This window comes from Enterobacter dykesii (assembly GCF_008364625.2).
Taxonomy (GTDB): Bacteria; Pseudomonadota; Gammaproteobacteria; order Enterobacterales; family Enterobacteriaceae; genus Enterobacter; species Enterobacter dykesii.
In genome coordinates this window covers 927,106-941,538 of the sequence record NZ_CP126604.1, presented here as the reverse complement: position 1 = coordinate 941,538, position 14,433 = coordinate 927,106, and the positions used below count along the sequence as shown (strand labels likewise).

The following is a 14,433-nucleotide window of genomic DNA, read 5'->3' as shown; positions in this document are numbered from 1 at the left end:
CACACTCCTGTCATTGTTCAGAAACGGGTAGAAAAACGATAACCCGTGCCGCGGACCGTCTGCACCATGCGATCGTGGCCGCTCAGTTCCAGCGCTTTTCGCAGGCGGCGAATATGTACGTCAACCGTCCGGTCTTCGACATACACGTTAGTTCCCCAGACGTTATTCAGCAACTGCTCGCGGCTGTACACGCGTTCCGGGTGGGTCATAAAGAAGTGCAGTAGTTTAAATTCGGTAGGCCCCATGTCGAGGGGATTTTCACCGGTCATCACGCGGTGTGAGGTGGGATCAAGGCTCAGCCCCTGCATCTCTATCACCTCTTCCACCGCCATCGGCGAAATACGGCGCATCACGGCTTTAATGCGGGCAACCAGCTCTTTTGGGGAGAACGGTTTAGTAATGTAATCGTCCGCGCCGGTCTCCAGACCGCGCACGCGATCCTCTTCTTCTCCGCGCGCCGTGAGCATCACAACCGGGATGTCGCGGGTCAGCGCCTCACGCTTCAGGTGTTTGATAAACTGCAGTCCGGAGCCGCCGGGCAACATCCAGTCCAGCAGAATCAGATCGGGCCAGGGTTCATTCAGCTGGTTCACTGCGCTGTCATAATCTTCCGCTTCAACCGGCTGGAAGCCGTTTTGCTCGAGCACGAAGCACACCATTTCACGAATTGGAGCTTCATCTTCTACGACCAGAATACGTCTCGCCATACTTTGCCCTGTCTTATCTTATTTACGTTACAAGTTTGTAATTCGGCGCCATTATGCGTCAGATTTATGACAGATTTATGAAAAACAGTACCACGATAACGGGCAAACCGTTGTTTTATTACAGCGGTTATTTTCCCGTCTCTGAACGTTTATAATCCTGCTTTCTCTTTTTTGCCACGGATCAGCTATGCGCATACTTCACACCTCGGACTGGCATCTGGGTCAAAATTTTTACAGCAAAAGCCGTGCGGCTGAACATGAAGCGTTCCTGAACTGGCTGCTGGAAACGGCCCGGACGCACGAGGTGGACGCGATTATTGTGGCGGGTGACATCTTTGATACCGGCTCGCCCCCCAGCTATGCGCGTGAACTGTACAACCGCTTCGTGGTGAATTTGCAGCAAACCGGCTGTCATCTGGTGATTGTCGCCGGCAACCATGATTCCGTCGCGACGCTCAATGAATCCCGCGACATCCTGGCATTTCTCAATACCACTGTGGTCGCCAGCGCCGGGCACGCCCCGCAGATCCTGAAAAAACGCGACGGCACGCCGGGGGCGGTGCTGTGCCCCATTCCCTTTTTACGACCGCGCGACATCGTGCAAAGCCAGGCGGGGCTGTCGGGCGCGGAAAAGCAGCAGCATCTCCTGCAGGCCATCACCGACTATTATCACCAGCAGCACGCCGATGCCTGCGCCCTGCGCGGCGACCAGCCGATTCCGGTGATTGCGACCGGGCATCTCACCACCGTCGGGGCAAGTAAAAGTGACGCCGTACGTGAGATCTATATCGGCACGCTGGACGCCTTTCCGGCGCAGAACTTCCCGCCAGCCGACTACATTGCGCTCGGACACATTCACCGGGCGCAGATCGTCGGCGGCAGCGAGCACATCCGCTACTGCGGCTCGCCAATTTCGCTTAGTTTCGATGAAACCGGCAAGGCCAAGTCCGTCCATCTGGTGAGCTTCTCCGACGGAAAACTTCACGCCGTCGAGACGCTGGAAGTACCGGTCACCCAGCCGCTGGCGGTGCTGAAGGGCGATCTTGACGCCATTACCGCCCAGCTTAAGCAGTGGCGCGGGGCAGCGCTTAACCCGCCGGTCTGGCTGGATATTGAAATCACCACCGACGACTATCTGCACGATATGCAGCGTAAAATACAGGCGCTGACGGAAGATTTGCCCGTCGAAGTTTTACTGGTGCGCCGCAGCCGCGAGCAGCGCGAGAAAATTCTGTTAAGCGCTCAACGCGAAACGCTCAGTGAGCTTCGGGTTGAAGAGGTGTTTGAACGCAGGCTCTCGCAGGAGGAAATTGACGACGCGAAGCGCGAAAGGCTCAGCGAACTGTTCAGCCATACCCTGCATGCGCTCAATGATGAGGAAGAAAACGCATGAAAATTCTGAGCCTGCGTCTGAAAAATCTCAACTCCCTCAAGGGTGAGTGGAAAATTGACTTTACCGCGGAGCCGTTTGCCAGCAACGGGTTGTTTGCCATTACCGGCGCGACCGGGGCAGGTAAAACCACCCTGCTCGACGCCATCTGCCTGGCGCTTTATCACGAAACCCCACGCCTGCAGAAGGTCTCCCAGGCGCAAAACGACCTGATGACGCGCGACACCGCCGAGTGCCTGGCGGAAGTGGAGTTCGAGGTAAAAGGCACCGCCTATCGCGCATTCTGGAGCCAGAACCGCGCGCGCAACCAGCCTGACGGGAACCTGCAGGCGCCGCGCGTTGAGTTGGCGCGCTGCGAAGATGGCAAAATCCTGGCCGACAAAGTGACGGATAAACTGGAGCAAACCGCCGCGCTCACCGGGCTGGACTATGGCCGCTTCACCCGCTCCATGCTGCTCTCGCAGGGGCAGTTTGCCGCCTTCCTTAATGCCAAGCCGAGCGATCGCGCTGAACTGCTGGAAGAGCTGACCGGCACCGAGATCTACGGCCAGATTTCCGCCATGGTGTTTGAAAAACACAAAGCCGCCCGCAGCGTGCTTGAAAAGTGCGAGGCGCAGGCGGCGGGCGTCGTGCTGTTGAGCGAAGAGCAACAGCAGCAGTTGCAGCAAAGTTTGCGGGCGCTTACTGACGAAGAGAAAACCCTGCTGGTTCAGCAGCAAAGCCAACAGAAAGATTTTCAGTGGCTTACGCGCCATGATGAGCTTGTACGCGAGCAACAGCGCGTCACCGCGATGCAGCAGCAGGCGCAACAGTCGCTGACGAACGCTGCGCCAGAGCTGGCAAAGCTCCAGCTCGCTCTCCCCGCCGCCCAGCTTCGACCGCTTTGGGAGCACCAGCAGGAGCAAACCGCACGTCTGACGCAAACCCAGCAGCGAATTATCGAAGTAAATACTCGCTTACAAGCCAAAACCGCACTGCGCGCGCGGATCCGTCATACCGCCCAGCGGAATCATGAGCAGCTTCAGACCGAACTGACGGCGCTGGCGCAGTGGCTGGCGGAGCACGAACGCTTTCGCCTGCTGGGGCAGGAGATTGCCGGCTGGCGTGCCCAACTCTCGCAGCTTAACCGCGACAAAATGCAGTTAGCCGCGCTTGCTGCGCGGATGAGCGAATTACGCAACAGGCTGGCTGCGATGCCGGAATATGCGCTGACGCTGACGGCGGATGAGGTCAGCGCGGCCATGGAGCAGCAGTCCCGGTCACGCACGCTGCGCCAGCGGCTAACGTCGCTGCATGCCCGCTATCAGCCGCTGCAAAAGCGCCTGCGCCAGAGCGGTGAAAGCGTGCAGAAGGCCCAGGCCGATCAAAATAAACTCAATGAAACGCTGACGCTGCGCCGCCAGCAGTACAAAGAGAAACACCAGCACTATCTGGACCTTAAAGCCCTGTGCGAACGTGAAGCGACGATTAAAGATCTGGAAAGCTATCGTTCCCGGCTTGAGGCAGGCAAACCCTGTCCGCTGTGCGGTTCCAGCGAGCACCCCGCCGTTGCGCAATACCAGTCTCTTGAGCTGACGGATAACCAGCGCCGCCGTGATGCCCTGGAAAAAGAGGTCGCCGCGCTTAAAGAGGAAGGCCTGCTGGTACTGGGACAGGTTAATGCCCTGACGCAGCAGATCCAGCGCGAGACTGACGAAGCGCAGACGCTCTCTCAGGAAGAGCAAGCGCTCACTAAAGAGTGGATGGAGGCCTGCGCTTCCCTGAACATTGCTTTGAATATTCAGGAAGATATCACGCCATGGATGAACGAGCAGGAACAGTACGAGCGCCAGCTCTATCAGCTCAGCCAGCGTCTGACCCTGCAAAACCAGCTAAACGAGCAGGAAGTGCAGGAGCGACAGTATCAGCAGCAGCTGACGGCCGCGCGTCAGGCGCTGGAGCACACCCTGCTCTCGCTATCGCTTAACGTACCTGAAGACGGTAATGAAGCCGCCTGGCTGCACGCCCGCGAAGCGGAATTCGCGCAGTGGCAGGAGAAACAAACGCAGCACGGCGTGCTTCTGGAACGCATAAACGCTCTCAAGCCGCTGCTCGACACGCTTCCGGAAACAAACGGCGAAGAGGCCGAACCGGCCATTCCGGACGGCTGGCGCGACGTGCACGACGAATGCGTGTCGCTACAAAGCCAGCTCAGCGCGCAGCAGCAGCAGGAAAAGCTGGAGCAAGAGCGCCTGCAGCAGTCGCAGACGCAGTTCACCGCGGCGCTCTCAGCGAGCTGCTTTACCGATCGGGACGCGTTCCTTGCCGCGCTGCTGGATGACGACGCTATTCGCCACCTCGAACAGCTGAAGCAGTCGCTGGAAAGCCAGATACAGCAGGCCGCGGCCCTCTCCGGCCAGGCTAACCAGCAGCTGCAAGCTCATCTGGCGCTGCGGCCGGAAGGGCTCAACGCCGATGCACCTGAGCTGCAAAGCCAGCTGCAGCAGCTGGCGCAACGGCTTCGCGAGAACACCACGCATCAGGGGGAGATCCGCCAGCAGCTTAAGCAGGACAGCGATAACCGTCAGCACCAGCTGGCGTTGATGCAGCAAATTGAAGAGGCCGCGCGCGAGGCGGACGACTGGGGTTATCTGAACGCGCTGATCGGCTCCAGCACCGGCGACAAGTTCCGTAAGTTCGCGCAGGGGCTGACGCTGGACAATCTCGTCTGGCTTGCTAACCAGCAGCTTAACCGCCTGCACGGGCGTTATCTGCTGCAGCGCAAGGCCAGCGACGCGCTGGAGCTGGAAGTGGTCGATACCTGGCAGGCGGATGCGGTTCGCGATACCCGCACGCTCTCCGGCGGTGAGAGCTTCCTGGTCAGCCTGGCGCTGGCGCTGGCCCTTTCCGATCTGGTGAGTCATAAAACGCGGATCGATTCCCTTTTCCTGGATGAAGGGTTCGGCACGCTCGACAGTGAAACGCTGGATACCGCGCTGGATGCGCTCGACGCGCTGAACGCCACCGGGAAAACCATCGGCGTGATCAGCCACGTTGAGGCAATGAAAGAGCGTATTCCGGTTCAGATCAAGGTGAAGAAGATTAACGGGCTAGGATACAGCAGGCTGGATAAGGTGTTTGCGGTGGAATGAATGGGAGTAGGGTGCGGTCTGGTGCCCTCACCCTGGCCCTCTCCCGCAGGGAGAGGGAATAAACATTATTTGCTTTTATTCCGGCCACAGCCACGCCGCGCCGCGCACGCCGCTGGAGTCACCGTGGGCAGCTTTGCGGATTGGGGTTTCACACTCGCCGCCGAAGACCCACTGTTTCACCAGGTTCGGTACCGTGGCGTACAGTCGGTCGACGTTGCTCATGCCGCCGCCGAGCACAATCACGTCCGGATCGAGAATATTCACCACGTGGGCCAGGGATTTCGCAAGCCGCATTTCGTAGCGGCTAAGGGCCAGCTCCGCCACCGGATCCTGTTCTTCGACCAGACGCATAATCTCGTTGCCCCTGAGCGGCTGGCCGCTCAGGCGATGGTAGTCGGTCGCAAAGCCGGTGCCGGAGATAAACGTCTCAATACAGCCCTGCTTTCCGCAGTAGCACGGCACCTCAGCGCGGTATTTAAGCTCATCTTCATCCATCCACGGCAGCGGGTTGTGTCCCCACTCGCCCGCGGTGCCGTTACCGCCGATATGGGCGCGCCCGCCGAACGCCACGCCCGCGCCGCAGCCGGTACCGACGATCACGGCAAACACGGTCTGGGCACCGGCCGCCGCGCCGTCGATGGCCTCAGAGACCGCCAGGCAGTTGGCGTCGTTAGCCAGGCGCACTTCCCGGTTCAGGCGCGCGCTTAAATCTTTATCAAACGGCTGACCGTTGAGCCAGGTGGAGTTAGCATTTTTAACCACCCCGGTATACGGCGAGATCGACCCCGGGATCCCCATCCCGACGCTGCCGGTTTGCCCTGTCGCCTGCTCGGCCATCTCAACCAGGCTGGCAATCGTCTCGATAGTCTGGTGATAATCATCGCGCGGCGTCGGCAGACGGTGGCGAAACAGCTGCTCCCCCTGTTCGCTCAGCGCGATGACTTCTGTTTTGGTGCCGCCCAAATCGATCCCAATACGCACAAGACTCTCCTCATTATTTTGATTATCAACAGAGTAGAAGCACGCTTCCCGATTAGCAATGCAAGCGATGCGACAATTCGTTATCATGCCCGCTGATTTAACGACAAGGCCGTGGAAATTATCATGCTGTGGTTCAAAAATTTGATGGTTTACCGTCTCAGCCGCGACGTTTCGCTGCGTGCAGAAGAGATGGAAAAACAGTTAGCCGCTTATACCTTTTCCCCTTGCGGTAGCCAGGATATGGCGAAAACCGGCTGGGTGCCGCCAATGGGTTCACAAAGCGATGCACTGACCCACGCCAGCAGCACGGGTCAAATCATCGTCTGCGCCCGTAAAGAAGAGAAAATCCTGCCGACGCCGGTGGTTAAGCAGGCGCTCGAAGCGAAAATTTTCAAGCTGGAAGCCGAACAGGGCCGCAAGCTGAAAAAGACCGAAAAAGATTCGCTGAAGGACGAAGTGTTGCACTCCCTGCTGCCGCGCGCCTTCAGCCGCTTCAGCCAGACCATGATGTGGATCGACACCGTTAACGGGCTGATCATGGTGGACTGCGCCAGCGCCAAGAAAGCAGAAGACACGCTGGCCCTGCTGCGTAAAAGCATCGGATCTTTACCGGTCGTTCCGCTGGCGCTGGAAACGCCGATCGAGCTGACGCTGACCGAATGGGTACGCAGCGGCGCTGCGGCTCAGGGCTTCCAGATCCTTGATGAAGCCGAGCTGAAAGCCCTGCTGGAAGATGGCGGCGTGATCCGCGCGAAGAAGCAGGATCTGGTGAGCGACGAGATCGCCGTCCACATCGAAGCGGGTAAAGTGGTCACTAAACTGGCGCTCGACTGGCAGCAGCGCATTCAGTTCGTGATGTGCGACGACGGTTCAGTGAAGCGTCTGAAGTTCTGCGACGAGCTGCGCGATCAGAACGAAGATATCGACAGGGAAGATTACGCCCAGCGCTTTGACGCCGACTTCATCCTGATGACCGGCGAGCTGGCCGCGTTGATTCAGAATCTGGTGGAAGGTCTCGGCGGCGAAGCGCAGAGATAACAGGCAAAACGCAGGCCGGGTAAGCGTTCGCGCCACCCGGCTTAATTTTTTATTTCAGGTAGCGGCACAGATAAGAGGTAGGTTCAGCGACCTGCAAATGAAATTCGCTGTGGCCAGGGACGTTGAAAACTTGCCCGGCAGCGTAAACTTTCCATTCCGTTTCACCCGGCAGTAAGACGTTCAGCGCACCGCTGACGACCGTCATTTCTTCAGCTTCCGCCGTACCAAAGGTGTATTCGCCTTCCGCCATAACGCCGACACTGGCGCGGCCAGTGCTGCTGCTGGTAAAACCAATGGATTTCACTTTACCGGAAAAGTATTCGTTACTTTGAAGCATGAACTGGCCCTTATATTTTTAGATAAAAATTCACTATAGGGGCCATGCTCATCACCTGTCACGCAAAATCATTACATGAGGAGTTCCGAGGCCAGGCGAGCCATCAGAACGTTGGATAACAGCACGGGGACATCCAGCGCTTTTTGCAGCAGATCACGATGATGCTGATGGAAACCGAGGCAGTCGAGGATCAAGACATCTGCCCCTCTCTCAAGCAGTTCCTTCCCGGCAGCAATCAGCTTGGCCTCACTGTCCCAGAACGGATTTGCCAGCGCATATAAGGGCACTTTTTCCAGCACGTGCCACTTTGCTTCCTGGTTATCCATAAGCTCCTCAATGGGCACAATCACCCCCACCTGATGACCATCCACGATGGAGGCCACCAGCGGTGGAATGATGCGCATCGGCTCCAGCAAAATCGCATTACGCGCCGTGAGGCCCTTAATGGGCGCGGTACTCATCAGCAAAATAACGTCATAACCTTGATTATCGAGCACTTCTATCACTCCCTGCAGCGAGCGCTCGATTTTCTGACGCGAAACGTGCGCCAGTTTACCGTCACTTAATAACGTCGCCAGGGGATCCTCCCCCGCCTCGACAGCGTAGTCTTCCATGACCTCTTCCCGACTCATCTTCCCCAGCAGGCTCAGATGCGTTATCTGTTGTTCAGATACATGCTCGGTTAAGAGCGGTAACACTTCGCTTACAGGGACCACACCAATGGTGAGGATCGCCAACGTTGCCTTCATCTTGATCGCCTTCCATTACTCCAACATCGTGCATACAGGTACAGGCTCACTACGCTGCACAGTTCATTTTTTCAACAAAACAGCACCAAGCGTAGCAGGTGATCCCGACATCGAAATGTAAAGATCGCCTGCCGATACCGGAGTTACTTGTAATAACTAAATATTAACTCCTGCTTAACTTTCCCGATGAGTAAAAAGTGTGATTCAGGCACGATATTGGAGCGTTTAGGAAAACGGTCAGGTTTTATCGGGATCTTCGTAGCGCCGTTTCGCGTCCAGCGCTTCCTGTTCAGTCTCGTGTTCACTGATCAGCGAGTCCGGCTTGGGGTGATCGGCGCGCAGTTGATACCAGGTCACGGTATGACCCGTCTGGCCTTTTTCAACGGTAACAATGCGCGCTTCACGCGGATAGGGAGGTCTGGTTGGCATAGCTCATCCTTTTTTTATGTCTGAGCTATAAGTATAGACGCCGGTTAGCTGGCACAAGCCAAACGCAGGGCGGTAATAATCTGAATCACAACCTCTTCGGGAGAGGCGGACGCATCCACCACGTGGTGAGCCGCTTCGCGGTATAACGCATCGCGTTCGGCCAGCACTTCGCTCACCTCTTCGCTGAGCGGCCTGGAGGTCAGCGCGGGGCGTTGCCCCTCTTCTGGAAAGGCTTCCAGCCGCCCTACCAGAGCCGACACCGGCGCGCTGAGATAAATCACAATCCCCTTTTCGCGCATAAAGTGACGATTGCACTCCGCCAGAACGATGCCACCGCCGGTCGCGATCACGGCAGACGGGATAGTGACCGCCTTCAGCGCGGCCGTTTCGCGCGCGCGAAAGCTCTCCCACCCCTCTTGCTCAACGATCTCGGCGATGGTTTTTCCGGCCTCGGTTTGCAGCCAGTGGTCGGTATCAACAAACTGGCGATGACACACGCGTGCCAGCTCCAGGCCAACGGTGGTTTTCCCACAGCCGCGGGGGCCAACTAAAAAGATGGGTTGGGTCATGCCAGGTGTTCCCCTTGATGCCGGATGGCTGAAGAGTGTAAAGAAATAATTGCAGAAGATGTTGCGATTACTTTACTGCAAAGCGGTACGGGATGACAACCCTGTGGAGGCCACACTGTACCACAAATTGACAATAATTATCATTACGCTGTGCGGCGCTTCACTTCCAGCAGCCATTTATCCAGCTCGGCAGCGAACTGCTGGCGATCGCGCTGGGAGAGGCTGTCCGGTCCACCGGTCTGCACGCCGCTGGCCCGCATCGTATCCATAAAATCGCGCATCGTCAGCTTTTCCCGAATGGTCGAAGGCGAGTAACGCTCCCCGCGCGGATTGAGCGCCGCCGCCCCTTTCTCCAGCACTTCTGCGGCTAGCGGGATATCCGCCGTGATCACCAAATCCTCCGCGCTGCACAGGCGAACAATTTCGTTATCCGCCACGTCGAACCCGGCCGGCACGCGCAAAGAGCGGATAAACCGTGAAGGCGGTACGCGAATATTCTGGTTCGCCACCAGCGTCAGCGGCATCTGAACGCGCTCGGCGGCGCGAAACAAAATCTCTTTAATCACATTCGGACACGCGTCCGCATCAACCCAAATCGCCATATTGTCTCCCCATAATGACTCTGTCGACTATTGTCGCCTGCATTTCGTTGTTAAGCTATCAATCAGAGAAAACAACGCATAATGACGGAGAATCGTGATGGACAAGAAAATCGGGTTTATCGGCTGCGGTAACATGGGCAAAGCCATCCTGGGCGGTCTGATCGCCAGCGGACAGGTGCTGCCGGGTCAGATTTGGGTCTATACCCCGTCACCGGATAAGGTCGCCGCGTTGCGCGATCAATACGGGATCAACGCCGCCGAAAGCGCGCAGGAAGTCGCCCAGGTCGCCGATATCGTCTTTGGCGCCGTCAAGCCAAACATCATGATCAAAGTGCTGAGCGACATCACCTCCAGCCTGAACAAAGAGACGCTGGTCGTGTCGATTGCCGCAGGCGTCACGCTCGATCAGCTGGCGCGCGCGCTGGGCCACGACCGCAAAATCGTCCGCGCGATGCCCAATACCCCCTCGCTGGTCAACGCCGGCATGACCTCCGTTACGCCTAACGCGCTGGTGACCACGGAAGAAGTGGCCGATGTATTGAACATTTTCCGCTGCTTCGGTGAAGCAGAAGTGATTGCCGAATCGATGATCCATCCGGTGGTCGGCGTCAGCGGTTCTGCACCTGCGTATGTCTTCATGTTTTTAGAAGCGATGGCCGACGCCGCCGTGCTTGGCGGAATGCCGCGCGCGCAGGCGTATAAGTTCGCCGCGCAGGCCGTCATGGGCTCCGCCAAAATGGTGCTGGAAACCGGCAAACATCCGGGTGAACTGAAAGATATGGTCTGCTCCCCGGGGGGTACCACCATCGAAGCGGTGCGGGTGCTGGAAGAGCGCGGGTTCCGCTCGGCAGTCATTGAGGCAATGGCAAAATGCATGGAAAAATCAGAGAAGCTGAGTAAATCCTGATTTCTGACCGGGCGTCAGGCGGCCACTTCGGTGCGGCCGCGCCCGGCATTTTTCGCCCTGTACAGCGCGACGTCGGCCGCCTTCAGCCATTCCCGATAATGTCCAAACTGCGGCCCCCAGGGGGCAACGCCTACGCTGATGCGCAGCGCTTCTTTTGGCGCACACGGTAACGTCAGTTTTTCCAGCCGCTCATGCAGCCGCGACATCACGGCGATGGCGCTTTCCGCCGCGGTCTGCGACATGATCACCGCAAACTCATCTCCGCCAAACCGGCCGATCGCATCGCCTGACCGTACCGACCGCTGGAGCTGACGCGTAATGGCAACGATCGCCTCGTCGCCCACGTCGTGCCCCCAGGTGTCGTTGATGTTTTTAAAGTGGTCTATATCAATCAGCAATATCGTGGCGGTGCTGTGGTCGCGCCGACAATGCTCAAATTCATTTCGCAGCAGCATTTCCCAGTGGCGACGGTTAAAGACCCCGGTCATGCCGTCGCGGGTGCTCATCATTTCCAGCCGCCGCTTGTGCTCCGCAAGCCTGACGGCGGTGCGGTGGCTGAGCCAGGCAAACAGCATGGGATAAAGCATAAGTACGGGCAGCGTCAGGATCCACTCTACGGGGTCGGGGTTGAAGACGACCACCTTCCCGACGAGAGGTAGGGTCACCAGCGCGGAGAGCAGCGTCAACGCAATCCCCGGGATGAACAGACGACAGCCGCCGGAACCCATCATATTCATCCCTACCATCATCACCAGCGCTGCCGTGGGTAACGCATTCATCCCCATCACGCCGATCCACAGCCCGGCAATAATGGCATCGATTTTAAGATTGAAAATTTCCTGCTGATGAGGTGAAGCGGCGCGGCAGGACAGCTGCCAGGCAAAATGGGGCCAGACGAACGACCAGCCCACCAGTAAAAGCCACCAGCCACCGGGTAAAAAATGGGTTACCAACATCCCCGCAACGGGGAAAAACATCGCCGCCAGCCCGACGGCGCGCGCCAGCCGGACTCGCCGGGCAAACTGAATGCCGGCGCGGTGAGGGTCATCCTGAGAAAGGGTTAAATTCCACTCTTCCCGAATGCGCTTTTTGTTGTAATACGTTTCATCATTCATCATTTTTGGGAATATTCTGAAACATTTTCCCAAATTATAGAGAGGGGGTATGCGGGGAAAGTATGAAATTTCGGGTGAGCCGCCGGAGCCGCTCACCCGTTTGAACTACACTTTTTTCTTCAGGCACGCGCTCATGAACTTGCTGCGGTCGTCACCTTTAAGGGACTGCTCGGTCGCTTTCGCATTACACTCGCGCATTTTTTGCTGCTGCGGCGTCAGGCTTTTTTCACCCGGTTTCGCGGCGCCGTTTTTAAGGCAGTCGCTCATGTAGGTCTTGCGAGCATCTCCCTTCAGACTCTGCGACGTCGCCTGTTGATTACAGGTGGTCATACGCTGTTGTTGCGGCGTTAGCGTTTTCTCTTCCGCGTTCGCCGATGCGACCAGGAACAGGCCGGAGAGCAGAGTAACCAGTAATGTTGTTTTCATTGCACCATCCTTTTGTGAACATTCCCTGTAAGTCTGGTTCGTGACAGGAAAAAAACCACCCGGCAGATGTGATTTCCGCCGGGATTTTTATCATTTCAGACCCAGCGCCGCCTTCATGGTGTAGAACAGATCCGTTTGATCGGTCAGGCCTACCACATTTGCCGCGTGCGGGCCGTAGGCGGCAATACGCAGCTGGGTGCCCGTGTGCTCCATGGACTCTTCCTCAGAGTTGCCGTAGCTCAACACCATAACGGCGCCATCTTTGGTGTTCAGCGCCTGCGTCAGGCCCGGGGCTTTGGTATCTGTCGGGATGATCTGGCTGGCGTGCGCATGGTCCGCGGTGACGATCACCAGGGTGTTACCGTCTTTTTTCGCAAACTCAAGCGCCTTCTGCACCGCTTCGTCCAGATCGACGGTTTCGCCAATCTGGCCGCACGGGTTCGCCGCATGATCCTGCTTATCGATCGACGCGCCTTCTACCTGCAGGAAGAATCCTTTTTCGCTCTTGCTCAGCAGAGAGATGGCTTTATCGGTCATCGCCGCCAGCGCCGGTACGCTGTCCGTGCGTTTCGGGTTAGGCGTACAGGTTACGGCAGGCTTATCGATATTGCCGTGATACGAGGCTTTTGGTCCTTCCCAGCGCACGGGCATGTTGCCGTCAGAGAATAGCCCCAGCAGCGGCTTGTCCTGGTTCGCCTCGGTGATGGCTGCAAGCGAATTCGCATCACTCACCAGCTGATAGCCGCGGGCCTGCGCCTGCTCGCGCAGCGTTTTACCCTGCCATTCGCCCGCCGTCGCGGTTTCTGCGAAGGTTTTCGCGCCGCCGCCCAGGGTCACGTCAGGACGCGCGTTCAGCAGCTGTTCCGTAATTGAGCCTTTGCCGCCTTTTTCCAGCGCGTTCGTCGGACATTTTTCGCTGGTCACTGACGGACCGTAGCATTTACGCGAGGTCACGTGCGCCACCAGCGCCGCGGGCGTTGCATCCTGAAGTTCAGCGGTAGAGACGTTGCCGGTCGCCAGGCCCGCCGCTTTTGCCATCTCCAGAAGGGTTTGGTGATCTTTTTCGTGTATATCCACACCCAGCGCGCCATTATAGGTTTTCACGCCGGTGGACCACGCCGTAGCAGAGGCCGCGGAGTCCGTGACGTAATCCGGTTTACCGGTTTTTTTATCCAGCGCGTAATGGGTATATTGTCCGGTCAACGGTAATGCGTCGATACCTTTAAAAAAGCCGCCCGCACCCTCGGCATAATTTCGCGCCGCCGTGATTTCGGAATCCCCCATTCCATCGCCAATAAGCAGAATAATATTTTTCGCCGGCTTATCATTCAGCGAAGCGCGAATAGCGGCAGTTTGATCTTCTGATAAACGGCGTGCGCCGCCAGGCTGGGTGATATCCCCTTTTGCCGCGCGATTATCCAGCACGCTGGTTTGGGCAGTATCGGCATAAATGGCAGGGGTAATTAACAGGGGAAGTAATGCGATGAAAAGTGCGCTCTGTTTCAATTTATTTTCTCCATGTACAAATACATAAAAATAAAAACAGAGCGACTATAGGCATCCTGCATGACAATTCTATGACACGTCGTTACGTCCTGTGACGGTTTAGCTGCGCGGATGCCTTAACAGCTTCTTTACGTACTGGTGGAGCATCTCCGCATCCTCAACCGGAACCTGCGATTCAGGCCTGACGCTCTCCAGCGCGCCTTCCACGCTCTCAATCAACGCCTGCTGATCGGTTTTCGCCATTTGTCGCAGCAGCGCGGTGACCACAATTTCAAGCGCTTCGACCTGAGCCACCAGCTCTTTTGACTCCTCTTCCTTTTGTGCCAGCTTGACCAGCAATTCAGCAATGAGATTTTTCATCGTGCCAGTTCCTTTTTCAGTTTTGTCTGAAGTTAGCATTCTGAATCCATAATGCAAAGAGAAGAAATTTATTATGGTATGCAAAAGTGATGCAGGAATGAAAATAGAAGATCGCCGCGGCGAGCGAAACGTTTTTCTATAAAAAAACGCCGCATTTTGTTATATAAAAATGCGGCTACCATAAGA

General features: G+C 57.0%; 15 protein-coding genes. 4 read left to right on the top strand and 11 right to left on the bottom strand.

The genetic code is table 11. The features are described from left to right. Positions 1 to 17: 17 nt before the first annotated feature. Positions 18 to 707 carry a phosphate response regulator transcription factor PhoB gene (phoB, locus tag F0320_RS04375; protein ID WP_008503265.1) on the bottom strand — a complete coding sequence of 230 codons (690 nt, stop codon included), beginning with the start codon at positions 705 to 707 and terminating at the stop codon, positions 18 to 20. Positions 708 to 894: 187 nt separating this feature from the next. Between phoB and sbcD the strand changes: the two genes are divergently transcribed. Both sbcD and sbcC read left to right on the top strand, forming a co-directional pair. After that, the gene (sbcD, locus tag F0320_RS04370; RefSeq protein ID WP_126329121.1) at positions 895 to 2,100 is read left to right on the top strand and encodes an exonuclease subunit SbcD; all 1,206 of its coding nucleotides are present in this window, start codon (positions 895 to 897) and stop codon (positions 2,098 to 2,100) included. Then, complete coding sequence (gene sbcC / locus F0320_RS04365) at positions 2,097 to 5,228, top strand: exonuclease subunit SbcC (RefSeq protein WP_126329122.1); 3,132 nt, start codon at positions 2,097 to 2,099, stop codon at positions 5,226 to 5,228. Before sbcD ends, sbcC begins: the two co-directional genes overlap by 4 nt. 75 nt (positions 5,229 to 5,303) lie before the next feature. On the opposite strand, the gene mak is transcribed toward sbcC, so the two are convergent. Beyond that, entirely contained in the window at positions 5,304 to 6,209 is a 906-nt protein-coding gene (mak, locus tag F0320_RS04360; RefSeq protein ID WP_126329123.1) for a fructokinase, read from the bottom strand. Positions 6,210 to 6,332: 123 nt separating this feature from the next. On the opposite strand from mak, the gene rdgC reads away from it, so the two are divergent. Next, positions 6,333 to 7,247, top strand: coding sequence for a recombination-associated protein RdgC (gene rdgC, locus F0320_RS04355; protein WP_023310540.1), 915 nt, complete (start codon positions 6,333 to 6,335; stop codon positions 7,245 to 7,247). Positions 7,248 to 7,296: 49 nt separating this feature from the next. On the opposite strand, the gene ppnP is transcribed toward rdgC, so the two are convergent. The 5 genes from ppnP to F0320_RS04330 form a co-directional block, all read right to left on the bottom strand. Continuing rightward, a complete protein-coding gene (gene ppnP / locus F0320_RS04350; RefSeq protein ID WP_008503270.1) occupies positions 7,297 to 7,584 on the bottom strand; it encodes a pyrimidine/purine nucleoside phosphorylase in 288 nt (95 codons plus the stop codon). Between the two features lie 71 nt (positions 7,585 to 7,655). After that, positions 7,656 to 8,333, bottom strand: a complete 678-nt coding sequence (locus tag F0320_RS04345; RefSeq protein WP_008503271.1) for an AroM family protein — start codon at positions 8,331 to 8,333, stop codon at positions 7,656 to 7,658. 237 nt (positions 8,334 to 8,570) lie between these two features. After that, the gene (yaiA, locus tag F0320_RS04340) at positions 8,571 to 8,762 is read right to left on the bottom strand and encodes a protein YaiA (RefSeq protein WP_032638425.1); all 192 of its coding nucleotides are present in this window, start codon (positions 8,760 to 8,762) and stop codon (positions 8,571 to 8,573) included. 44 nt (positions 8,763 to 8,806) lie between these two features. Beyond that, positions 8,807 to 9,331: a shikimate kinase AroL gene (gene aroL / locus F0320_RS04335; RefSeq protein WP_047650413.1), complete on the bottom strand. Its 525-nt coding sequence runs from the start codon at positions 9,329 to 9,331 to the stop codon at positions 8,807 to 8,809. Between the two features lie 143 nt (positions 9,332 to 9,474). Continuing rightward, complete coding sequence (locus tag F0320_RS04330; protein WP_010428006.1) at positions 9,475 to 9,933, bottom strand: YaiI/YqxD family protein; 459 nt, start codon at positions 9,931 to 9,933, stop codon at positions 9,475 to 9,477. 97 nt (positions 9,934 to 10,030) lie between these two features. On the opposite strand from F0320_RS04330, the gene proC reads away from it, so the two are divergent. Next, the gene (gene proC, locus F0320_RS04325; protein WP_024906789.1) at positions 10,031 to 10,840 is read left to right on the top strand and encodes a pyrroline-5-carboxylate reductase; all 810 of its coding nucleotides are present in this window, start codon (positions 10,031 to 10,033) and stop codon (positions 10,838 to 10,840) included. 14 nt (positions 10,841 to 10,854) lie between these two features. On the opposite strand, the gene adrA is transcribed toward proC, so the two are convergent. From adrA to iraP, 4 genes are all read right to left on the bottom strand, one after another. Then, on the bottom strand, positions 10,855 to 11,958 hold the full coding sequence (gene adrA / locus F0320_RS04320; protein ID WP_126329125.1) for a diguanylate cyclase AdrA: 1,104 nt from the start codon (positions 11,956 to 11,958) through the stop codon (positions 10,855 to 10,857). A 102-nt stretch (positions 11,959 to 12,060) separates the two neighbouring features. Beyond that, positions 12,061 to 12,381, bottom strand: coding sequence for a phosphate starvation-inducible protein PsiF (psiF, locus tag F0320_RS04315; protein ID WP_047650411.1), 321 nt, complete (start codon positions 12,379 to 12,381; stop codon positions 12,061 to 12,063). 90 nt (positions 12,382 to 12,471) lie between these two features. Next, positions 12,472 to 13,887, bottom strand: coding sequence for an alkaline phosphatase (gene phoA, locus F0320_RS04310; RefSeq protein WP_126329126.1), 1,416 nt, complete (start codon positions 13,885 to 13,887; stop codon positions 12,472 to 12,474). A gap of 99 nt (positions 13,888 to 13,986) precedes the next feature. Continuing rightward, the gene (gene iraP, locus F0320_RS04305; RefSeq protein ID WP_023293178.1) at positions 13,987 to 14,247 is read right to left on the bottom strand and encodes an anti-adapter protein IraP; all 261 of its coding nucleotides are present in this window, start codon (positions 14,245 to 14,247) and stop codon (positions 13,987 to 13,989) included. Positions 14,248 to 14,433 lie beyond the last annotated feature (186 nt).